Raw genomic sequence first — 21,469 nt, 5'->3', positions numbered from 1 at the left:
CTCTAGAGGTACAGAGATGCCAGGCGCAGTATCTCGCTCTGGTCAGTTTCTTTGGTATTGACGATCCCGGCGACCCGGCCATTGCTCATCACCATGATGCGGTCGGTGATCCCCAGCAATTCCGGCATCTCTGACGAGATGATGATGATCCCCTTGTCCTTCTTCGCCAGCTCCAGGATGAGCTGGTAGATCTCGAACTTGGCCCCGACGTCTATGCCGCGGGTGGGCTCGTCGAGCATCAGGATCTCCGGCTGGGTCAGCAGCCAGCGACCGATGATCACCTTCTGCTGGTTGCCCCCGGAGAGGGAACCTATCTGGGTCTGCTGGGTCGGCGTCTTGACCCGCATGGAGTCGATCACCCACTGGGTATCGCTCTTCATCTTGTTGTCGCTGAGCAGCCCCATGGAGCCCTTGTAGCTGTCCATGTTGGCGATCAGGGAGTTGAAGGCGATATCGAGCCGGGAGTAGATACCGGTGGAGCGGCGCTCTTCCGTCACCAGCGCAAAGCCGTTGCGGATCGCTTCGTGGGCGTTGTGGTTGGCCACCTCTTTGCCGTGCAGCTTGATGCTGCCCTGACTGCGATCGCGAATACCGAACAGGGTCTCGACGATATCGGTGCGCTTGGCCCCCACCAGTCCGGCGATGCCGAGGATCTCCCCCTTGTGCAGGTTGAAGGTCACATCCTGAATGGAGGGCTGGTTTTTCGCCGTCAGGTGTTCGATCTCGAGGATCACCTCTTTCGGCTGGTTGGTCTTTTCCGGGAAACGCTGGGTCAGTTCACGGCCGACCATCATCCCGATGATCTGATCCATGGTCATGCCCTTGAGCGGCTGGGTTGCCACCCACTGGCCATCCCGCAATATGGTGATCTCGTCACAGAGCTGGAAGATCTCCTCCATCTTGTGAGAGATGTAGACGATGCCGCACCCCTTCTCCTTCAACTTGTTGATGATCTTGAAGAGGTGGTTCACCTCTTTCTCGGTCAGGGAGGAGGTGGGTTCATCCATGATGACGATCTTGGCGTCGTAGGAGAACGCCTTGGCGATCTCGATCATCTGCATCTGGGAGACCGACAGGGTCGCGACCTTCACCTTGGGGTCGATGTCGATATCCAGCTCATCGAAGATGCGCTTGGTGTCGTCATACATCTTGCCGTGGTCGATAAACCACCCCTTGGTGGGGTAGCGGCCGAGCCACATGTTGTCCATCACGGTACGCTGCAGCACCAGGTTGAGCTCCTGATGCACCATGGAGACGCCATTTTCCAGCGCCTCTTTCGAGGAGGTGAAGTTGATCTCCTGCCCCTTGAAGAAGATCTTGCCCTGATCCTTCTCGTAAATGCCGAACAGGCACTTGAGCAGTGTGGATTTTCCCGCTCCGTTCTCGCCCATCAACGCATGCACAGAATGAGGACGGACCCGTAAATTGACATTATCGAGTGCCTTGACGCCGGGAAAGCTCTTACTGACGTCAATCATCTCCAACAGCCATTCTGATTGTTGCTGTGTTGTCATATCAGCCATCACATCTGGTTGAAAAAAGGGCAAGGGGATCTCCCTTGCCCTGGAGGAGGGAATTACTCGAATTGGGACAGGTTGTCTTTATCCACACCGACGTAGGCAACACGTACAACCTTGTCGACGATATTCCACTTGGTGCCTTCACCGGCCGGTTTGCCTTCAGCCAGGTTCTTGGTCAGCTCGAAGGTGGCTTTGGCCTGGTTGGCCGCATCGTTCAGCACGGTACCCGCCATGGCACCGCTCTTGACCATGGCCAGCGCTTCCGGCAGCGCATCGACGCCGAACACCGGAATGGCAGTCTTGCCCTGTGCTTTCAGTGATTCGACTGCGCCCATTGCCATGCCGTCGTTGTTGGCGATGACCACTTCGATCTTGTTGGCGTTGGGGCCGGAGATCCAGGCGTCCATCTTGTCTTTCGCCATGGCGGTATCCCACATACCGGTATCCATATGCAGTTGTTCAGTCTTGACGCCGCCATCGTTCAGGGTCTTGACCACGTAGGAGGTGCGCGCTTCGGCATCCGGGTGGCCCGGCTCCCCTTTCAGCAGCACGAACTGGATCACGCCATCCTTGTTCAGATCCCACTCCGGATGGGCTTTCCAGTGTTTGGCAATCAGCTGACCCTGGATGATCCCTGACTCCTTGGAGTCGGTGCCCACGTAGTAGGCCTTGTCGTAGCTGGCCAGATCGGTAGCGCTTGGCTCCTTGTTGTAGAAGACCACCGGGATATCTTCGCCACGGGCTTTCTCAATCACCACCGGTGCCGCAGCTGGGTCAACCAGGTTGATGGCCAGCGCCTTCACCCCTTTGGCCAGCAGCACGTCGATCTGGTCGTTCTGCTTGGACTGGTCGTTCTGGGAGTCGTTCATCAGCAGTTCCACCCCCGGAGTGGCTGCCGCCTCCTTCTCGATGGCCTTGCGCACGACCGCCATGAAGTTGTCGTCGTACTTGTAGACGGTTACCCCGATACGGGTGTCAGCCTGGGCATTGGCTCCAGCCATCATGCCCATCAGCAGGGCGGCAACTGTGGTCAGTTTTTTCATTATGTGTGCTCCGATGTGTCTATCTGTGTTGTAGGGTGGCGAGCAATTGAGCAAGCGCCAATCAATGTAATCAGTTTGTTGTCATTTCTTCTGTGATCATGACGACAAAATGAAAACGATTACACTCTGTTACATTGAAACTTTGTTTTTATTTTTCAAATACATATAAATTTAAATCAGATTTGAGACTCAATCTTTCCCACAGCATTGAGGCTAGTCGTTACTGGTCTGTTGTCAAAATGGCGCACTGGCCAGGCAGTCCCCTCAATAGCTGGCTTAACAGAGAGTGCAGCCCCAACGGTAACGACGCTCGAGCAGTTGATACTCGGGACGCACGCTCTGACTCCAGGAGTCATCCCCGCCCACCCCCATATGGGCGCCATCGAGGCAGACCCACAGCCCTGCTTCGGCCACCAGATCGCTCTGGTGACGGGCGGCGGCCAGCTGTTGCTGACTGAAGCGGCTGGCACTGAAATGGAAGCTGCCGCTCACCGTCGTGCTGCCCAATTGCAACTGGCGGGTATCGCAGCGCAAGCCGTTGTCGCTCGGGAAGATGTAAGGGGTATGCATCGCCTCCAGCGGCAAACTCCAGCGACCAAGATCAGCGCCCAGCAGGCGATCCGGATAGTTCTCGTGAGGGCCACGCCCCAGCCATTCTGCTCGCGCTGGCACCTCGGCCAGATGGAGCAGCAGACCGATCCGCGGCAGCGACGGCAGCACCTGCGCCAGCTCGGTCTCTATCTCCAGGCTCATGGCGCCATCGTCGGTAAAGCGGTGATGCCAGTGACTCACCAGCAGCAGCTCATCGCGGTGGAAGTAGCCATGGCTGACCCGGATATCCCCTCCAGCGACCGCAATCCCCAAACAGCGATGTTGCCACTGACCCAGACCACAGCCCTGCCAGCGGGCAATCCAGGAGTTGGGGTCAACGTGATCCGCTTCGCTGGTGCCGATGTCGTTGTCGAGCGGCGCGCGGTAGAAGTGATCCATGATCGGCGCCAGCAACTGCTCCTGCCCCGATTTTTGCCAACTGGTGATGCGGCCACTCTGCTTGTCGAGCCACCACTGGCTGTTTGCGGCGGTGATCCGCCAGCCATCCGGCTGCTCGCTCAGGGTGGCGGCAGCGACCGGCGCTGGCAGGGCAAGGGGGGTCGGCAGGGTGAACTGCTGACGGGCGACCTTGTGATCCGCCTGCGACCAGGGGGTAGCCTGCGGCTGAACGATGGCAAGATCGAGCCAGGCCAGTGAGCCTGCCGCAAAGGGGGGCAACGCCTCGCTCAGAGTCAACTCGATCACCCCCTGTGGCGCCAGCTCAAGGGAAACCTCCCCCTGCTGCTGCACATGGCCGTTCTCACACAACTGCCAGCAAAGCCGCTCGTTATCGGTTTCCCGAAACAGGTATTCGCTCTCGATCCGCACCCGCAGCGGGGTGTGCTCGAGCAGGGCAAAACGGAACGGCTGTTGGGCGCGCTTAGCCTCGCACAGGGCGGGATGGGGGGTGCGATCCGGGAACAGCAGGCCGTTGCAGCAGAACTGGCGATCGTTTTGCACATCACCAAAGTCGCCGCCATAGCCCCAGTAGTGGCGACCATCGATGGTGTATTTGTCGAGCCCCTGATCGACCCAATCCCAGACAAACCCGCCTTGCAGACGTGGATGATCGCGAAACGCCTGCCAGTAGTGGGCGTAGCCCCCGAGACTGTTGCCCATGGCGTGGGCATATTCGCAGAGGATCAGCGGCCGGTGCTCGCCGGGCAGGCCGATCCACTTGGCCAGCGCCCACTTGGGCACCGCCGGGAAGGGCTGATCCTGATGGGTTCTGGCATACATGGGGCAGATGATGTCGGTGGCCGGGGTATCGGCCCCGCCCCCCTCGTACTGCACCGGACGGCTCGGATCGCTGCGCTTGATCCAGCCATACATGGCATCGTGGGCCGGGCCGTAACCCGACTCGTTGCCCAGCGACCAGATGATGATGGAGGGGTGGTTGAAATCCCGCGCCACCATGCGGGTCGCCCGCTCCAGAAAGGCATTGCTCCAGGCGGGATCCCGCGCCAGCCGCCCCATCGGAGTCATGCCGTGGGTCTCCAGATTCGCCTCGTCCACCACATAGAGACCGAGCCGATCGCAGAGGCGATAGAAGTCGGGGTGGTTGGGATAGTGGGAGCAGCGCACCGCATTGAAGTTGTGGCACTTCATCAGCAGCAGATCCCGCTCCATGGTGGCGCGATCGATGGCATAGCCTTTGGCGGGGTGATGCTCGTGACGGTTGGCACCGCGCACAAGCAGCGGCTGACCGTTGACCCGCAGCAGGCCGCCACGGATCTCCACCACCCGAAAGCCCACATCACATGCCTCGCTCTCGATAACCTGGCCCTGTTCGTCCAGCAGGGTCAGGGTCAGGCGATAGAGATGGGGCGTCTCGGCGCTCCACTTGCGCGGCGCAACCACGTCGAGCCAGCACTCGGCGCGATCGTCATACGCCCCTTTTTCATCAATGGTTTGGGTGCCGATCGGCTGGTGCAGGGCCGCGACCCGCTCGCTGCCGTCATAAAGATTGGCCTCCACCGACAGACCGGCCCCATTGGCCACCTGCAGTGCAATCTTGAGACGACCATCCCGATAGCAGGCATCCAGCTCAGGGGTGACCCGGATATCCATCAGATGGCGGGCCGGTTTGTGCAACAGGCTGACGGAACGGAAAATCCCCGACAGCCACCACATATCCTGATCTTCCAGATAGGAGCCATCGGACCAGCGCAGCACCAGCACCGCCAACCGGTTGCAACCGGCGTGCAGGTAGGGGGTCAGATCGAATTCGGCAGGCAGGCGGCTGTCCTGGGAGTAACCGACCCAGCGGCCGTTGCAGAAGAGGTGGAAGGCGCTGCTCACCCCGTCGAAGATGATCCGGCTCTGGCCACTGGCCAGCCAGTCGGTAGGAAGTTCGAACTCGCGTGAGTAGCAACCGGTGGGGTTCTCTGCTGGCACTCGGGGCGGATCGCAAGGAAAGGGGTACTTGATATTGGTATAGATGGGGCCATCGGTGGGCGGCCGCGCGGCCGGATAGGCGGCATCCAGCTGCCAGTTGCCCGGCACTGTAATGGGGCAAACATCCACCAGATCCTGCGCCAGCCAGCTCTCGGGCACCAATTCGGGAGCGGCAAAGAAGGAGAAGCGCCACTCGCCATCGAGCAAGAGACGGGAGGAAGAGGCCAGATCACCCCTGGCATCCGCTTCGCTGCGCCAGCTGAACATGGGGGTATGGGCAGCCAGACGGTTTACCGACGTAATGGCCTGAGTCTGCCAATCCTGACGCGCCACTATCTCCCTGAGCATTCACTCTCTCCCTGCTGATTGAAAAACGAATTCAGTCTAGAGAAGTATGACGCAGGGAACGGCGATCTCGCTCACACAGATGTAAACGATTACACTAATTTTGTTAAGTAAAGCGGAGTAAAAATGATTAAAAACAGGTAAAACAATAACTGTGCAAGAAACGGCCCCGAACAGGGCCGCAAAAGGGGGCTATCCGGCCCGAACCGGTGCCACCGAGTGGCGATTGATCAGGGTGGGGGTATAGATCCGGCTCTGGGTCGCGTCACTCTCCCCCGCCGCCAGCTGAATGGCCAGCTTGGCCGCCTGGGCCGCCATCAGCTCAATGGGATAGCGCATGGTGGAGAGCTTGGGGCGCAAATATCTGGCATAGATGATGTCATCGAAGCCCACTACCGAAACCTCCTCCGGCACTCGCAGGCCGTTGTCGGCCAGCACTGAGATGGCGCCCGCCGCCATGGCATCGTTATAGGCCACCACGGCGGTCACCTTGAGCCCCTTGGCCAGCAGGTTGAGCATGGCGCGCTCGCCCCCCTCCTCGTTCGGCGTGCCGCTCTCGATAAGCTCGGGATCGGCTGCCAGACCGGCTTCCATCAGCCCATCCTGATACCCCTGCAGACGCAAGGTGGCATCCTCGATGGCGTGATCCGAGCTGATAAAGGCAATATGGCGGTGGCCCAGCTCGATCAGGTGGCGAGTCGCCGTAGCCGCCCCCAGCCGATTGTTGAGGGCGATGCAGCGCCCCTTGAGGGCCGGAATATCGCGGTTGATCAGCACCATACCGGGCACTCGCATGGCGTAATCGTAAAGTTCCTCGTCGCTCAGCGCCTTGCTGTGCACCACCAGCGCCTCGCAACGCTTGCCGATCAGCAGCTCGATCGCTTCACGCTCCTGACGCGCCTTGTGAAAACCGTTACCCATCAGCAGGTGAAGGTTCTGCTCGACGGCCACGCCGGAGACCCCCTTCACCAGTGCGCCGAAGAAGGGATCGGCTACATCACCGACCACCACCCCCATGGTGTCGCAAGTCTGGCTAACCAGTGCCCGCGCGTTGGCGTTGGGGGTGTAGCCCAGTTCAGCCATGGCCTTCTGCACCACTTCGCGAGACGCGGCGCTGGCCTTGGGGGAGTTGTTCATCACCCGTGAAACCGTTGCCACTGACACATTGGCCAAACGGGCGACATCCTTGATGGTGCTCATGCTGTTTTCACTTCTTTCACTGTGCAATAGAGCGCCATTATACCCAGCAAACCCTTTGAAAACAGGGGTGAAACGCATATCTGCCATCAGGATGATCACAAAAACAGTGTAATCGTTTACATTGTTTTGCAAGCAAGCTCACAGTTTGGTCGCCACACCCTCGGCTAGACTGCTTCCAGACACTTTTTCAGTGGAGAGCAAGATGAACGTTCTGGTCACCGGCGGTTGCGGATATATCGGCAGCCACACCTGTCTGGCCTTGCAAGCGGCAGGCATGAATCCCGTGGTGGTCGACAACCTCGGCAACAGCAAACGCAGCGTGCTAGCCCGAGTCGCGGCTATCAGCGGCCAGCAACCCCTGTTCTATCAAGGGGATATTCGCGATGCAGCCTTGCTGGACCGGATCTTCGCCGAACAGCAGATCGATGCGGTGATCCACTTTGCCGCCCTCAAGGCGGTCGGTGAATCGACCCGCATTCCACTGGATTACTACGAGAACAACCTCGACGGCACCCTCACCCTGCTGCAGGCGATGAAGCGGGCTGGCGTGCACAATCTGGTGTTCAGCTCCTCGGCCACCGTCTACGGTGATCCGGCCAGCCTGCCAATCCGCGAAGATTTCCCCCGCAGCGCCACCAACCCCTACGGACGATCCAAGCTGATCATCGAGGAGATCGTCGAAGATCTGCAGCTGGCGGAGCCCCACTGGAGCATGACCCTGCTGCGCTACTTCAATCCGGTCGGCGCCCACGAGTCGGGCACCATGGGGGAAGATCCCCAAGGCATTCCCAACAATTTGATGCCCTATATCACTCAGGTCGCCATCGGCCGTCGCGACTGCCTGTCGGTCTTTGGAAACGATTACCCAACTGTTGATGGCACCGGCGTGCGCGACTACATCCATGTAATGGATCTTGCCGAAGGACACGTCAAGGCGCTGCAACACTGCGTAGGCAAGGGTGGCGTGCACACCTACAACCTGGGCACAGGCCAGGGCCAGAGCGTATTGCAGCTGGTCGCCGCCTTCTCCAATGCCTGCGGCAAGCCGCTGCCATTTCGCATCGAACCGCGCCGCCCGGGCGACATCGCCGCCTGCTGGGCCGATCCGGCCAAGGCGCAGCGTGAGCTGGGCTGGCAGGCGACCCGGGACATAGACGCTATGTGCGCCGACAGCTGGCGCTGGCAATCCGCCAATCCGAACGGTTACGAGGAGTAGGCCTGCCTGCTCCCCGGTAATAAACGACTTTATTTTTCAATACCTTATTCAGGAGAGATGATGTTCAACCCCGTCGATCATCCCCATCGCCGCTTCAACCCGCTGACCGGCCAGTATGTGCTGGTCTCCCCCCACCGGGCCAAACGCCCCTGGCAGGGACAGGTGGAGAAGGTGAGTCAGGCCCCCAAACAGGCCCATGATCCCGACTGCTTCCTCTGCGCGGGCAACACCCGGGTCACTGGTGACATCAACCCCGACTACAAGGGCACCTTCGTCTTTACCAACGACTTCGCCGCCCTGATGCAGGATACTCCGGCCGCCGATAGCGCCAGCGATCCCCTGCTGAAACTGGAAGCCGCCCGCGGCACCAGCAGGGTCATCTGCTTCTCGCCGGATCACGGCAAGACCCTGCCCGAGCTGCCGCTGCTCGCCATCGAGGGGGTGATCACCACCTGGATGGATCAGGTCGCCGAGCTGTCGGCCCAGTGGGGGTGGGTGCAGGTCTTTGAAAACAAAGGGGCCGTCATGGGCTGCTCCAACCCTCACCCCCACGGCCAGATCTGGGGCAGCGACTTCCTGCCCAACGAGATCGCCCGCGAAGAGCAGCACCAGCGTGACTGGCTGGCCGAGCATGGCCGCCCCATGCTGCTGGAGTATGTGGAGCGGGAGTTGGCGGATCGCTCGCGCATCGTGGTGGAGACCGAGCACTGGCTTGCCGTGGTTCCTTTCTGGGCCGCCTGGCCGTTCGAAACCCTGCTACTGCCCAAGGCGCACGTCCCCTCCATGCTCAACCTGACCCAGGCCCAGCAACAGGATCTGGCGGTAGCGCTCAAGGAGCTCACCAGCCGTTACGACAACCTGTTCGAGTGCAGCTTCCCCTACTCCATGGGCTGGCACTTTGCACCGCCCAAATCGGATTGCCCCGAGGCGTGGCAACTGCACGCCCACTTCTATCCGCCACTACTGCGCTCCGCTACCGTGCGCAAATTCATGGTCGGCTTCGAGATGCTGGCCGAAACCCAGCGCGACCTTACCCCCGAGCAGGCCGCCGAGCGGCTGCGCGCTCTGAGCCCCGTTCACTACAACCAGACCAGCCACACCAATGAGGAGGCCCTATGACCCCCAGCCAACGCGTCAGCACCGTTTTTGCCGAGCAATTTGCCAAAGCGCCCGATCTGCTGGTGCGCGCCCCTGGCCGCGTCAACCTCATCGGTGAACATACCGACTACAACGACGGCTTCGTGCTGCCCTGCGCCATCGACTACGAGACCTGCGTCGCCATCGGCCTGCGCGATGACCGGCAAGTGCAGGTGATCGCCGCCGACTACGACAACCAGCGCGACCAGTTCGACCTCGACCAGCCCATTGAACACCACCCCAGCCAGCGCTGGAGCGACTACATCCGCGGCGTGGTGAAGTATCTGCAGGAGCGTGGCTATGCCCTGCGCGGCCTCGATCTTGTAGTCTCCGGCAATGTGCCGCAGGGGGCGGGGCTCTCCTCCTCCGCCTCGCTGGAAGTGGCCATTGGTCAGGCCTTCAAAGAGGCGCTGGGGCTCGACATCACTCAGGCCGAGATCGCCCTCAATGGCCAGCAGGCGGAGAACAAGTTCGTCGGCTGCAACTGCGGCATCATGGATCAGATGATCTCCGCCAGCGGCAAAACGGATCATGCCCTGCTGCTCGACTGTCGCTCGCTGGAGACCCGCCTCATCCCCATGCCGGCGGATCTGGCGGTGCTGATCGTCAACTCCAATGTGCGCCGCGGTCTGGTGGACAGCGAATACAACACCCGCCGTCAGCAGTGCGAGGCCGCAGCCCGTCACTACGGAGTCAAGGCGCTGCGCGATCTCGATCTGACCGGACTGGAAGCGGGCAAGGCCGGGCTGGATGAGGCCTGCTATCGTCGTGCTCGCCACATCGTTGGGGAAAATGCCCGCACTCTAGCGGCGGCCGATGCACTGGCGAGCCACGATCTGACCCGACTCGGCGAGCTGATGGCCGAATCACACGCCGCCATGCGCGACGACTTCGAGATCACAGTACCCGCCATCGATGGTCTGGTGGAGATCATCAAGGCTAAAATCGGCACAGATGGCGGCGTGCGGATGACCGGCGGCGGCTTCGGTGGCTGTGTAGTCGCCCTGCTGCGCCCGGAGAAAGTGGCCGAGGTGATTGCCGCCGTCGAGGCGGAGTATCCGGCCATCTCGGGCCTCAAGGCCGACTGCTACGTCTGCTCTGCCAGCGCCGGTGCAGGGGGCATCGCATGAAAGAGTTCCATCTGCAAAATGCAGCCGGCCTGCGGTTGAGCGTACTCGATTTCGGGGCAACGCTCACCGCCCTCGAGATCCCGGTCAATGGCATCTATCGCAATGTGCTGCTGGCTTGTGATCCGCTGGATTACCCCAATCAACGCTCTTATTTGGGGGCGATAGTAGGACGTTTTGCCAATCGTATCGGCAACGGCCGCCTAGAGCGAGCAGGGCAAGAGTGGCAACTAGACGCCAACGAGGGCACCACCTGCCTGCACGGGGGCTGTGACTCTCTGCACAACCGGGAGTGGCAACTGGACGGGCTGGCGGAAGATCGCATCCGTCTGCAAACTCGGCTGGCCGATGGCGAACAGGGTTTCCCTGGTAATCTGGACGTCACCGTAGAATACCGGCTGGAACAGACCGATCTGGTGATTGAGCTGAGCGCCACCACAGATGCTCCGACCCCGGTCAATCTCACCAGCCATGCCTATTTCAACCTGGATGGTGGTGATGTGCGTGATCACCACATCATCATTAATGCAGACCGCTATCTGCCAACCGATGAACACTCGCTGCCGCTTGGCATTGCGCCGGTCGAAGGAGTATTCGATCTACGCCATGGCAAGCGGGTCGGAGAACAGTGGATGGCCCATGCGCAGCAAAAAAAATGTCTGGGATTCGACCACTGTTTCTTGTTTGTTGATGCCTCGCCCTCACCACAAGCCACCCTGATGGCAGGGGATGGCAGCCTGTGTATGGAGATGTACACCAATCAGCCAGGCGTCCAGCTCTACACCGGCAACTGGTTGGCTGGCACCCCAAAACGCGGGGGGGGACATTGGGGCAACTATCAGGGGCTCTGCCTGGAAGCACAGCAAGTGCCAGATAGTCCGAACCGTCCAGAATTAGGTAACCCATGGTTGGAGCCAGGAGAACGCTATCAGCACATAACCCGTTATCGGCTCATTCCGGTTATGGCTTGACCCACTGAAGGGGCGCGTCAAGGCGCCCCTTTGTCGCATCTCTCCCGCCCGGCTTATTCAACACAACCAAGAAAGAAGCATGCTACGGCTTGGCATCATTACGATATCAGCCACCGCGTGCAGTGCTGATGGGTGTATGGCTTTCAGAGTGACGTTGACCTGCTCGTGTCGGGTAAAGTCATTGAGTACCCATTTACATTCTTACCGCCAACCACACAACTTGGCAGGCATGACGGGAACATATGGGCACGCCCTGTGGCATAAGGAACCACTACGCAACAGGTTTTCGAGAGAGGATCAAATTTTGTTAACTGGCTGACCCCTGGTCGAGGCACGGATCAGCAACTCCCCTTCCAGCTTCATCAGTAAAGCGATGGGCTTCTCTCCTTGGGCCAGTTGCAACAAGGTGTCCACCGCCAGTTTACCCATCTCGTCGTAAGGTAGTTCGATAGAACTCAAAGGGGGCTCCATTTCGCAGGCCAGCATCTGGTTATCATGGCCCGCCACCAGAATGTCTTCCGGGATGCGCAATCCCGCCTCGGCTATCGCCTGGTAACAACCCTGAGCCATGTAATCACTGCAACAAAAGATACCATCAGGCGGCTGAGGCAGCGCCAGCAGTTGCCGAGTCTGTTCATAAGCCTCATGTAGCGACCAGTTGCCCACACGCACCCATTGTGGATCCGGTATCAAATCGTGATTGATCAACGCCTGACGATACCCCTCCAGCCGCAGACTATTTGCCTCCATCCATGGCTCCCCCTGAATAAGAGCCACTCGTTTGCAGCCTTGCTCCAACAGGTGCGCCGTCACCTTGTAACCCGCCAGCTTATCAGCAGGCAGGATGGAATAACTCTCGGACGAGCCACTGCCCTCCAGGTAGCAGTTGAGCAAAACGGTAGGCACCTGCGGGGAGAGCTCCATCTCGGCAAGTTGTCGTGTCATGGAAGAGGCAAAAATCATCCCCAGATAATCCCCCTGATTGATCTCCTGCTCGATCAACTTGGTGAGCTCCGCGCTGTTGCGAGAATCGAATGTAACCAGCATGCGATCTGCCTCCCAAGCGCGTTCATTGCAGGCATTGATCGCATCCAGAAAAGGGTCATATGGAGTCAGACCATTGAAAACAAAAGCTATTTTTCTAGCAGATGGTCCCTTGGGTAGATGTTCAGCTCGCTTATGCTGGTAACCCAGTTCGGCCGCTTTTTCAAGCACTCTACGCCGCGTTTCCTCCGCCAGTTTGATGGTGGTTGAACCATTGAGCACCAGTGAAACCGTTGATTGGGAGACACCTGCAGCTGCAGCGATGGCGCTCATGGTGATGCGTTTACTATTCATTGATATGGCCATAGTTTGAGCAGTACCGCCCAGATAATAATATTAATTATTTATCTTTTATCATGACTCATGATTACGGACATGAGCAAGCAGCACAACAGCCCACAAGGACGATAGAGGGTTTTCGGTTATCGTCCCGAGTACAGATGGCTCGCCAGCTATGCCTGTTAACCCCCTAAATTTGTTCATTTTGTGACTAATCCCTGAATTCTATCCTTCATGATTTGCAACTAAAGATATTAGCTAATATTAATTGCTGTAAGCTTAAATAATTAGTTGCAAGGATATCCGATGGCGATACAACAGTGGTCAACAGAACGAGCTTGGCAATGGTGGAACAAACAACCTTGGCTATTGGGCTTCAACTATCTCCCCCGCACAGCGGTCAACTGGACCGAAATGTGGCAGGGAGAAACCTTCGACCCAGTCACCATTGACCAGGAACTGGGTTGGGCCAACAAACTGGGCTACAACACCCTGCGAACCAATCTGCCCTTTATCGTCTGGCAGCATGATCGGGATGGCCTGCTCGCGCGCATTGAGCAGTTCCTTGGCCTGTGTAGCAAGCACAATATCCGCGTGATGATGACCTTGATGGATGACTGTGGCTTCTCCGGCGATCACCCCTATCTGGGCCGCCAGCAACCACCTCGGGAAGATGTACACAATAGCCAGGCGGCGGCCAGTCCCGGTCGGAATGTCGTCATTGACCCGACCCAATGGCGCGAAGTGGAACACTATATTCGCGACCTGATACGTACATTTGCACAGGATGAGCGGATCTTTATCTGGGATCTGTACAATGAGCCGACCAACCGGGGCATCTTTTCGGAAGGCGATGTCGAGGTGCGTTTCGATGAGTCGCTGGAGACATATGCCCACTATCTGATGGAGTTGGCTTTTGTCTGGGCCCGAGAAGAGAACCCCTCCCAGCCACTCACCGTCGGCGCGTGGCATGCACCCTACAGCATCGGTCAGGGGGATTCGGAATTTACTCCGGAAAACACCTTTACTCATCCGACCGACCTGCGCGCTATGGAGCTATCGGATGTCATCACTTTCCACTCCTATCAGCGTATGGAGGGGCTGAAAATCTCTCTGGATGTGGTCAGCAAATATCGCCGCCCGCTCCTCTGCACAGAGTGGCTGGCCAGGCATGTCGGCAGCGTGATGGAACAACAACTGCCACTCTTCAAAGAGTTAAAAATAGGTGCCTATCAATGGGGTCTGGTAAAAGGGAAGACGCAAACTCACTTGCCATGGCCTTTCGTTCGCAATATCGACCCCGATTTCCGCAGGGTCTGGTTTCACGACCTGCTGGAGGAGGATGGTACCCCCTACTCTGCCAGTGAAATAGAACTGCTCCGCACATTGACCCGTTCATAACGCAAAAGAGGACGCCACCCTAGTGGCGCCCCTCACAACACATTCATGTTGGGAAAGGTTGGCAGATGACAGATCAAAAGATACACAATAGAGAGCTGGTGGGATATTTCAGCTATGCCGTCGGGCAATGCCTCAGTTTCGGCCTGGTGGGATCATTTATCCTCTATTTTTACACCGATATCCTTGGAATATCGCCCGCTGCAGCTGGGGCTATTTTCCTCATTGCCAGAGTATGGGATGCCATCAACGATCCTATTATCGCTGGTTATATGGACACTCTTAATTTCAAACGTGGCAAATTCACGCCATATATGCTTTTCGTTCCCTTCTTGATTGCCGGGATCACCTCTCTCAGCTTCATTGGCATGGATTTACCCATGACCACCAAGGTAGCTTATGCAGCAGTCACCTATATCGCGTGGGGGATGATATACACCTTGTCTGATGTACCTTTCTGGACCATGTCATCGGTCATGAGCCAAGAGCCACAGGAGCGAGCCAAGGCCGTAACCGTCGCCATGTTGGGCGTCAATATCGGCATTGGCAGTGCTTCCATCATATTCCCGAAGCTCACCGAACTGTTTGCTGCAACCAGCAGCACCAAGGGCTACATGGAAGGTGCCATCTGCCTGATGCTGATCGCCCTGCCACTGATGGTGCTCGGAGCAAGCCAGATGAAAGAGCGCATCAAGCCCAATCCGAATGACAAGATCACCATTAGGGACTCTTTCCGCGTCCTGCGTTCCAACAAACCGTTGGCGTATGTACTTGGCGCCTTCTTTCTGTAACGTGTTCTTTAATCTGGCCACCGGGCTCTACATTTTCTTCTTCACCTACAACATGGGTGATGCCGGGCTGCTCTCGGTGATGGGCTCTATCGGTGTGGCAACCTCTATGGCCTGTATGCTGATGCCGATATTGACCAGCAAGCTCAGGAAACGTGATCTCTTCCTGCTACTCACTCTGCTGGAGATTGCATTACGCATCGGTTTCTATACGACAGGCTACGACAGTCTGATAATGGTGTTCGGCTTCCTCGCCTTGATCCATGCGGCCAACGTCATCACCAATCCGCTTATCTCGGCCATGTTGAGTGAGACCATCGAATATGCAGAACTAAAGTCTGGCCGCCGTTGCGCTGCCATCGCGTTCTCGGGGCAGACCTTTACCGGCAAACTGGCTTGGGCCATCGCAGGTGGTATTTCCGGTACCCTGCTGATCTGGCTTGGCTATCAACCGAATGCGGCACAGACTCAGGCTACGATGGACGGACTATTTATCTGTATATCACTTGTGCCGATATTGGGTAGCATATTACGGGTGATGATCATGACCCGCTACAATTTCACCGAAGATAAGCACGCCAAAGTACGTCATGCTCTAAATAAATGGCGATCCATTTCGTCTCTTTAACATAAAAAAATGAATGCTTTACCATAAAATATACGCCAGTCGAATTGAGCGCCTCTATCCATTCAACTTGACTGGCAAATTCCATTCAAGAACATGAAAACTACAATGATTGATAAATTATTTTTTCGTTGCATTGCGCATAGGAAAAGCAATCAACATAAGTTACATGAATCATCGAAAGCCACTGGGTAAACTTTTGCTGAAGTATATTACACGATAATAAATATCTATTGCCTCCATTGGTCTTTGAGGAGTTCAAATTTGTCGGTTTATTTCTGGCACAATATCGTTATTGTGCCAATCGCTCTCTGCGTTCTGGTTTTCTGGCTCGACACCGCCAACCTCGGTCTCTGTGCAGCCTTTCTGACCACAGGATCTTTTGCCTTGCAAGTTATACACATAATAAAGACCGAAGAAACCAGGGCCATCTCAACCAATATGTATCTGGTCTTCAGCTGTGGCGTACTTCTATGGTTGATCTACGGCCTGCGCACTAACGACATGCCCATCACCATAGCAAACAGCATCACTCTCGCTCTGGCCTGCGCCGTCCTGATGCTCAAGCTGCGTAACGAAAGGAACTGATGAGCATTCATACAACCTGGGGCTGGCACTCGGGGATCACGACGGCTTCTGTCTTGAGACACAACAGCTGCCGGACAGCCCCAATCGGCCCGAGCTGGGCAACCCCTGGCTGCTGCCGGGCGGGCGTTATCACCACCAGACCCGCTACCGTTTTATCCGCGACTGACTTAAAGGTTTCATGATTTTTACATAGCCTCAGCAGTCACTATCGAGCAAGATAAGCCGCCCCGAGACCCTCCCGGGGCGTTTTTACATCAACGAAGTTAAGGATTGTTTGTTCGATGACTGACATTTATAGCCTGCTGGTCGCCTTTATTCTGGGCGTCGTCGAGGGGCTGACCGAGTTCCTCCCCGTCTCCTCCACCGGCCACATGATTATCGTCGGCCATCTGCTGGGCTTTGAAGGGCTCAAGGCTGCCACTTTCGAAGTGGTGATCCAGCTTGGCTCCATTCTCGCCGTGGTCGCCGTCTTCTGGCGACGCCTGTTTGGCCTGATTGGCATCCACTTCGGCCAGAAGCCGTCCCGGGATCACGCCACCCTGTCGCTGATCCACGTCATCCTCGGCATGCTGCCCGCCATCGTGGTCGGTCTGGCCATCCACAGCTGGATCAAGGCCAACCTGTTTGGTCCACAGACCGTGATGTACGCGCTGGTCGCGGGGGGCATCCTGCTCATCATCGCCGAGAAGTTCCGCCCGGCCGTCACTGCTGAAACCCTGGATGACATCAGCTACAAGCAGGCGTTCGGCATCGGTCTGTTCCAGTGTCTGGCCCTGTGGCCCGGCTTCTCCCGCTCCGGCGCCACCATCAGTGGTGGCATGCTGATGGGGATCAGCCGTCACGCCGCCGCCGAGTTCTCCTTCATCATGGCGGTGCCCATGATGGTGGCGGCCAGCGGGCTTGATCTCTACAAGAGCCGCGATTTTCTCTCGATGGCCGACTTCCCGATGTTTGCCGTGGGCTTTATCACCGCCTTCGTGGTAGCGATGTTTGCGATCAAGACCTTCCTGACATTGATCCGCCGCATCGACTTTATCCCGTTCGCCATCTACCGCTTTGTCGTGGCATTCGCCGTCTATCTGGTGTTTGTCGCCTGACCGGCCACCAGCAATGAAATGACAAAAGGGACCAAACTGGTCCCTTTTTCTATTGGCTCACACCGTTTAGTAGAGGTGCTGACTGATGCCATTGAGCAGCCGTGACAGCCCCTTGGTGAACTGCACCGGCGCATCCTGCACCGTGTAGCAGAGGCAACCGTCCGGCGTATGCGGACTGTGGGAATGGCTGGCATCGCGCCAGATGAAATCACCCGCCTTGTAAAGGGTATCGCCATCCTGAATATTGCCCGCCAGCAGCAGGGTCAGCTCATAGCCCTGATGGGTGTGCTCGGGGATGCGACCGCCCGCTTCGATATGGAGCAGGCTGGCGCGCGTCCCCATCTCGTCCAGCGGCAAACTCTGCTGACGAATGGCCCCGATATGGCGCCACTTGGGCGAACGGTAGCGGGCCAACACCCGTGGCAAACGATAGGCGTGACCGGCCACCTCCAGCTCGCCGGGCTGGGCTCGGGGCTGGTCATATGTTGGCTCGGACAGGGGCTCGGAGAGGGGCTCTGCCAGCGGCTGCGCCAGAATATCCGCCAGCATGGCGTCGAATCCGGCGTCCAGTCCCGCTTCATCGCGGGAGTCCAGCTCGGGCTCTGCTGGCGAAGCAAGATATTGCTGCGCCAGCTCCTCTTCGAATGTCTTCAGTCGGGCAGCACAATCGGGGCAGAGTTCACAGTGAGCGGAGAGCCCCACCGCCAGCGGCAGAGGGAGCTCGTCGGCGGCGAAGGCACGCAGCATAGGGTCGGTCGGATGGGCTTTAATCATGGCCTTGCTCCACTTGCTCTTTCAATTTCTGTAACGCCAGCCGGAGGCGGGACTTGATGGTACCGAGCGGCACGCCAAGGCGCTCCGCCAGCTCCTGCTGGGAGAACTCCTGCAGATAGATGCCACGCACCACCTGCTGTTGCGGCTCCGGCAGGGTGCCCAGATAGTGGGCCATCTGACGGGTCAGCACCGCATCTTCCCCGCCGCTCAGATGCTCCTCTTCGGCCTGAAACTCCAGCACGGGCCACAGCTCCTCGGCACAGAGATCCTCCTTGCTGGCACGACGACGACGCAGCATGTCGAAGCACTGGTTGCGCATCACGGTGTAGATCCAGGTGGTCGGCGCCCCCTTCTCGGGGTGGTAGAGACGCGCCTTTTGCCATACCAGCAGCATGGTCTCCTGCACCAGCTCCATAGCGTTGGCTTCGCTGCCGAGGTGGCGCAGGCCGTAGCTGCGAATGCGCGGCGCAAAGTGTTGGAACAGGCGGGCAAAAGCAGCCTTGTCGGCCTGCTCTGCCACCCTGATCAGCAGAGATTTGAGGTCGCCATCCGGGTTATCCATCACGGGCGAGGTCCTGCGTATGGTCGAGTGTGGTTGGCCAGTATATGCCATTGCGCCATCCCTTTGGTGTGCTGTCGAACATGCTGTGGTGATGACTTGTACGGCGCTGCGGCAGTGGCGGATCAGCGGGTCAGGATAAAATCAGTGGCTGGCCACCAGTACCCCCTTGAGCAGGGCGATGGCGGGCTGATTGTCGGCGGCGGCTAGCAGCAGCTGCTTCTGCTCGGGGGGGATCGGCAGCACCTCCAGCCAGCGCTGGGCCACCCAGTTGCCATCATCCCAGCGGGGGGCGGGATAGAGGGCGGCGTAGTCGGGATAGTCGGCAAACACCTCCCGCAGCGCCTCGACCAGCGGCTGCTGATCGGGATGGAGCCGGCGGGGCGGCCAGGCCGTCAGCGGCGTCACCTCGCCGATACGCAGGCCATCGGGCTCCTGCCACAGATCCTCTATCTGCACCCGCTCCATCCCCTGCACCGTGATCCCCAGCATGCCGTCCGGCAGCCGGTCGAAATCGATGATGGTGACCCGGGTGGCGATGGGCAGCATGTTGCGCAGGGCGTCGGGCTGGCGAGGGTCCACCATGCAGAGGGCAAAGCCGGACTCCCCCGCCTCGGCGATCATCCGCTGGTATCTCGGTTCGAAGATCCGCAGCGGCATGACGCCGCCGGGCAGCAGGTGGGCAGATAGGGGAAACAGCGCCAGTCGCATCGCAAACTCCTCGGTTGGGAACCTCTGTTGATACGCCGGGCCAGAGGGAGGAGATCATTCCCGTCAGCGGAAAGGAAAAACCCTTAACAATCAGGGGAAAATAGCCTGGACAAGGCGCTTCGATATGCAGTAGAAATGGATAAGCACCATAATTTCCGTCCAATATTCTGGAATATGGCGCCAAACGCAGTGAAATATCCGCCCGACAGCGAGCGGCGGGTCATCCCTATAGTTTTCTCGAGCCGATGCGGGTAAAATTCACGCCCTTATATATCAGTCATTTTTCGACGCGCAACCTTGGTGGTCAGTTATGAAAGAGCATATTCATCATCTACTTGAACAAACGGTAGCCAATCTCAAGTCAGCAGGCGTCCTGCCGGCGGACCTGGAAGCCCGCGTGCAAGTAGACCGATGCAAGGAAAAAGCTCACGGTGACCTGGCCACCAACCTGGCCATGCTGCTGGCCAAGCCGGCCCGCAAGAATCCCCGTGAGCTGGCGGCGGCCATCATCGAGCACCTGCCTGCCTCCGACCTGATCGCCAAGGTCGAGATCGCCGGCCCCGGCTTCATCAACTTCTTCTTCGACCAGCGCTGGCTGGCCGGTCAGGTCGAGGCCATGGTGACCTCTGCCAACGCCAACGTACGGTTGCCCACGCCACAAACCGTGGTGGTGGACTACTCCGCCCCCAACGTGGCCAAAGAGATGGCGGTGCACCACATCCGCTCCACCGTACTCGGTGACGTGGCTGCGCGTGCGCTGGAATTCCTCGGCCACAAAGTGATCCGTGCCAACCACATCGGTGACTGGGGCACCCAGTTCGGCATGCTGATCGCCTATCTGGAGAAGATGTCCAACGAGCATGCCAGCGACATGGCGCTCAAGGATCTGGAAGCCTTCTATACCCAGGCCAAGCGTTGCTACGACGAAGACGAAGCCTTCGCCGAGCGCGCCCGTAACTACGTGGTCAAGCTGCAGGGCGGCGACGAGTACTGCCGTACCATGTGGAAGAAGCTGGTCGACATGACCATGGAACAAAACCAGATCAACTATGACCGCCTGAATGTCTCCCTGACCAACAAGGACATCATGGGCGAGTCCATGTACAACGACATGCTGCCGGAGATCGTGGCCGACCTGAAAGCCAAGGGGCTGGCGGTCGAAAGCGAAGGCGCCACCGTTGTCTTCCTGGACGAGTTCAAGAACAAGGATGGCGAGGCCATGGGCGTCATCATCCAGAAGAGCGATGGCGGTTTCCTCTACACCACCACCGACATCGCCTGTGCCAAATACCGTTATGAAACCTTGGGCGCCGACCGTGTCATGTACTTCATCGACTCCCGTCAGCACCAGCACCTGATGCAGGCCTGGACCATCACCCGCAAGGCGGGCTATGTGCCGGAATCCGTGCCGCTTGAGCACCACGCCTTCGGCATGATGCTGGGCAAGGATGGTCGTCCCTACAAGACTCGTTCCGGTGGCACCGTCAAGCTGGTTGACCTGCTCAACGAAGCGGAAGAGCGCGCCGCTGCCCTGCTGGAGAGCCGCAACAGCGACCTCTCTGCCGAAGAGAAGGCCAACGTGGTCAACGCAATCGCCATGGGCGCGGTCAAGTATGCGGATCTCTCCAAGAACCGCACTACCGACTACATCTTCGACTGGGATCTGATGCTGTCGTTTGAAGGCAACACCGCCCCTTACCTGCAGTATGCCTACACCCGTATCCAGTCCATCTTCCGCAAGGCTGGCGTCGATGCCGCTACCCTGACCGGCAATGTGACCCTGAACGAAGAGGCCGAAGAGGTGCTGGCCCAGAAGCTGATCCAGTTCTCCGACGCGGTCAATGGCGTGGCCGACAAAGGCATGCCGCACCTGCTCTGTACCTACCTGTACGAGTTGTCCGGCAACTTCATGACCTTCTATGAAGCCTGCCCGATCAACAAGGATGGCGTGGACGAGGCAACCCGTCAGAGCCGTCTGCTGCTTTGCGCCGCCACCGCCAAGGTGCTGAAACTGGGCCTCGGCGTACTGGGCATCCATACCCTGGAGCGCATGTAATAG

Annotated in this window: 18 protein-coding genes and 1 pseudogene; 11 read left to right on the top strand and 8 right to left on the bottom strand. The window is 58.3% G+C overall.

Annotated elements, in window-relative coordinates; translation table 11 throughout:
- Nucleotides 1-2: 2 nt before the first annotated feature.
- The 4 genes from mglA to G5229_RS12320 form a co-directional block, all read right to left on the bottom strand.
- Nucleotides 3-1,523 carry a galactose/methyl galactoside ABC transporter ATP-binding protein MglA gene (gene mglA, locus G5229_RS12335; protein WP_041234376.1) on the bottom strand — a complete coding sequence of 507 codons (1,521 nt, stop codon included), beginning with the start codon at nt 1,521-1,523 and terminating at the stop codon, nt 3-5.
- A 53-nt stretch (nt 1,524-1,576) separates the two neighbouring features.
- The gene (mglB, locus tag G5229_RS12330; RefSeq protein ID WP_005340747.1) at nt 1,577-2,563 is read right to left on the bottom strand and encodes a galactose/glucose ABC transporter substrate-binding protein MglB; all 987 of its coding nucleotides are present in this window, start codon (nt 2,561-2,563) and stop codon (nt 1,577-1,579) included.
- Nucleotides 2,564-2,839: 276 nt separating this feature from the next.
- Nucleotides 2,840-5,899, bottom strand: a complete 3,060-nt coding sequence (locus G5229_RS12325) for a beta-galactosidase (protein ID WP_421209208.1) — start codon at nt 5,897-5,899, stop codon at nt 2,840-2,842.
- 189 nt (nt 5,900-6,088) lie between these two features.
- Complete coding sequence (locus G5229_RS12320) at nt 6,089-7,096, bottom strand: substrate-binding domain-containing protein (protein ID WP_005356970.1); 1,008 nt, start codon at nt 7,094-7,096, stop codon at nt 6,089-6,091.
- Nucleotides 7,097-7,298: 202 nt separating this feature from the next.
- On the opposite strand from G5229_RS12320, the gene galE reads away from it, so the two are divergent.
- The 4 genes from galE to G5229_RS12300 are packed head-to-tail and all read left to right on the top strand — an operon-like array spanning nt 7,299 to nt 11,547.
- Nucleotides 7,299-8,312, top strand: a complete 1,014-nt coding sequence (galE, locus tag G5229_RS12315) for a UDP-glucose 4-epimerase GalE (RefSeq protein WP_323913389.1) — start codon at nt 7,299-7,301, stop codon at nt 8,310-8,312.
- Between the two features lie 60 nt (nt 8,313-8,372).
- A complete protein-coding gene (locus tag G5229_RS12310; protein WP_323913406.1) occupies nt 8,373-9,431 on the top strand; it encodes a UDP-glucose--hexose-1-phosphate uridylyltransferase in 1,059 nt (352 codons plus the stop codon).
- On the top strand, nt 9,428-10,579 hold the full coding sequence (galK, locus tag G5229_RS12305) for a galactokinase (protein ID WP_323913391.1): 1,152 nt from the start codon (nt 9,428-9,430) through the stop codon (nt 10,577-10,579). The genes G5229_RS12310 and galK overlap by 4 nt, the downstream gene beginning before the upstream one ends.
- Nucleotides 10,576-11,547 (top strand): galactose-1-epimerase, encoded by a 972-nt coding sequence (locus G5229_RS12300; protein WP_323913392.1) that lies wholly within the window; start codon nt 10,576-10,578, stop codon nt 11,545-11,547. Before galK ends, G5229_RS12300 begins: the two co-directional genes overlap by 4 nt.
- Nucleotides 11,548-11,844: 297 nt before the next feature.
- On the opposite strand, the gene G5229_RS12295 is transcribed toward G5229_RS12300, so the two are convergent.
- On the bottom strand, nt 11,845-12,885 hold the full coding sequence (locus G5229_RS12295) for a LacI family DNA-binding transcriptional regulator (RefSeq protein WP_323913394.1): 1,041 nt from the start codon (nt 12,883-12,885) through the stop codon (nt 11,845-11,847).
- A gap of 291 nt (nt 12,886-13,176) precedes the next feature.
- On the opposite strand from G5229_RS12295, the gene G5229_RS12290 reads away from it, so the two are divergent.
- From G5229_RS12290 to bacA, 6 genes and pseudogenes are all read left to right on the top strand, one after another.
- Complete coding sequence (locus G5229_RS12290; protein ID WP_139408884.1) at nt 13,177-14,271, top strand: cellulase family glycosylhydrolase; 1,095 nt, start codon at nt 13,177-13,179, stop codon at nt 14,269-14,271.
- Between the two features lie 65 nt (nt 14,272-14,336).
- Complete coding sequence (locus G5229_RS12285) at nt 14,337-15,059, top strand: MFS transporter (protein WP_421209207.1); 723 nt, start codon at nt 14,337-14,339, stop codon at nt 15,057-15,059.
- Complete coding sequence (locus tag G5229_RS12280; RefSeq protein WP_421209206.1) at nt 15,034-15,684, top strand: MFS transporter; 651 nt, start codon at nt 15,034-15,036, stop codon at nt 15,682-15,684. The genes G5229_RS12285 and G5229_RS12280 overlap by 26 nt, the downstream gene beginning before the upstream one ends.
- A 261-nt stretch (nt 15,685-15,945) precedes the next feature.
- On the top strand, nt 15,946-16,269 hold the full coding sequence (locus G5229_RS12275; RefSeq protein WP_216952635.1) for a SemiSWEET transporter: 324 nt from the start codon (nt 15,946-15,948) through the stop codon (nt 16,267-16,269).
- Nucleotides 16,270-16,303: 34 nt separating this feature from the next.
- Nucleotides 16,304-16,435: pseudogene (locus G5229_RS12270) on the top strand (galactose-1-epimerase); the annotation flags it as partial.
- Nucleotides 16,436-16,550: 115 nt separating this feature from the next.
- Nucleotides 16,551-17,366, top strand: coding sequence for an undecaprenyl-diphosphate phosphatase (gene bacA / locus G5229_RS12265; RefSeq protein ID WP_216952634.1), 816 nt, complete (start codon nt 16,551-16,553; stop codon nt 17,364-17,366).
- Between the two features lie 66 nt (nt 17,367-17,432).
- On the opposite strand, the gene G5229_RS12260 is transcribed toward bacA, so the two are convergent.
- From G5229_RS12260 to G5229_RS12250, 3 genes are all read right to left on the bottom strand, one after another.
- Nucleotides 17,433-18,140 (bottom strand): ChrR family anti-sigma-E factor, encoded by a 708-nt coding sequence (locus G5229_RS12260; protein WP_216952633.1) that lies wholly within the window; start codon nt 18,138-18,140, stop codon nt 17,433-17,435.
- Entirely contained in the window at nt 18,133-18,702 is a 570-nt protein-coding gene (locus G5229_RS12255) for a sigma-70 family RNA polymerase sigma factor (RefSeq protein WP_005355542.1), read from the bottom strand. Before G5229_RS12255 ends, G5229_RS12260 begins: the two co-directional genes overlap by 8 nt.
- Before the next feature lie 141 nt (nt 18,703-18,843).
- A complete protein-coding gene (locus tag G5229_RS12250; protein WP_005356978.1) occupies nt 18,844-19,410 on the bottom strand; it encodes an LON peptidase substrate-binding domain-containing protein in 567 nt (188 codons plus the stop codon).
- Nucleotides 19,411-19,720: 310 nt separating this feature from the next.
- Between G5229_RS12250 and argS the strand changes: the two genes are divergently transcribed.
- Nucleotides 19,721-21,466 (top strand): arginine--tRNA ligase, encoded by a 1,746-nt coding sequence (gene argS / locus G5229_RS12245; protein WP_421209205.1) that lies wholly within the window; start codon nt 19,721-19,723, stop codon nt 21,464-21,466.
- Nucleotides 21,467-21,469: the final 3 nt, after the last annotated feature.

The sequence above is a fragment of the Aeromonas sp. 602396 genome, from assembly GCF_049173735.1.
In the GTDB taxonomy this organism is placed as follows: Bacteria; Pseudomonadota; Gammaproteobacteria; order Enterobacterales; family Aeromonadaceae; genus Aeromonas; species Aeromonas veronii_A.
The sequence above is the reverse complement of the archived record's forward strand: the minus strand, read 5'-3'. Positions and strand labels throughout refer to the sequence as shown.

Bases quoted from the DNA above. Each gene is read 5' to 3' on its own strand.
- G5229_RS12255 (WP_005355542.1), bottom strand. From the start codon at position 18,702: ATGGATAACCCGGATGGCGACCTCAAATCTCTGCTGATCAGGGTGGCA.
- galE (WP_323913389.1), top strand. From the start codon at position 7,299: ATGAACGTTCTGGTCACCGGCGGTTGCGGATATATCGGCAGCCACACC.
- G5229_RS12310 (WP_323913406.1), top strand. From the start codon at position 8,373: ATGTTCAACCCCGTCGATCATCCCCATCGCCGCTTCAACCCGCTGACC.
- mglA (WP_041234376.1), bottom strand. From the start codon at position 1,523: ATGGCTGATATGACAACACAGCAACAATCAGAATGGCTGTTGGAGATG.
- argS (WP_421209205.1), top strand. From the start codon at position 19,721: ATGAAAGAGCATATTCATCATCTACTTGAACAAACGGTAGCCAATCTC.
- G5229_RS12290 (WP_139408884.1), top strand. From the start codon at position 13,177: ATGGCGATACAACAGTGGTCAACAGAACGAGCTTGGCAATGGTGGAAC.
- G5229_RS12320 (WP_005356970.1), bottom strand. From the start codon at position 7,096: ATGAGCACCATCAAGGATGTCGCCCGTTTGGCCAATGTGTCAGTGGCA.
- bacA (WP_216952634.1), top strand. From the start codon at position 16,551: ATGACTGACATTTATAGCCTGCTGGTCGCCTTTATTCTGGGCGTCGTC.
- galK (WP_323913391.1), top strand. From the start codon at position 9,428: ATGACCCCCAGCCAACGCGTCAGCACCGTTTTTGCCGAGCAATTTGCC.
- mglB (WP_005340747.1), bottom strand. From the start codon at position 2,563: ATGAAAAAACTGACCACAGTTGCCGCCCTGCTGATGGGCATGATGGCT.
- G5229_RS12250 (WP_005356978.1), bottom strand. From the start codon at position 19,410: ATGCGACTGGCGCTGTTTCCCCTATCTGCCCACCTGCTGCCCGGCGGC.
- G5229_RS12280 (WP_421209206.1), top strand. From the start codon at position 15,034: ATGTACTTGGCGCCTTCTTTCTGTAACGTGTTCTTTAATCTGGCCACC.
- G5229_RS12285 (WP_421209207.1), top strand. From the start codon at position 14,337: ATGACAGATCAAAAGATACACAATAGAGAGCTGGTGGGATATTTCAGC.
- G5229_RS12325 (WP_421209208.1), bottom strand. From the start codon at position 5,899: ATGCTCAGGGAGATAGTGGCGCGTCAGGATTGGCAGACTCAGGCCATT.
- G5229_RS12295 (WP_323913394.1), bottom strand. From the start codon at position 12,885: ATGAATAGTAAACGCATCACCATGAGCGCCATCGCTGCAGCTGCAGGT.
- G5229_RS12260 (WP_216952633.1), bottom strand. From the start codon at position 18,140: ATGATTAAAGCCCATCCGACCGACCCTATGCTGCGTGCCTTCGCCGCC.
- G5229_RS12300 (WP_323913392.1), top strand. From the start codon at position 10,576: ATGAAAGAGTTCCATCTGCAAAATGCAGCCGGCCTGCGGTTGAGCGTA.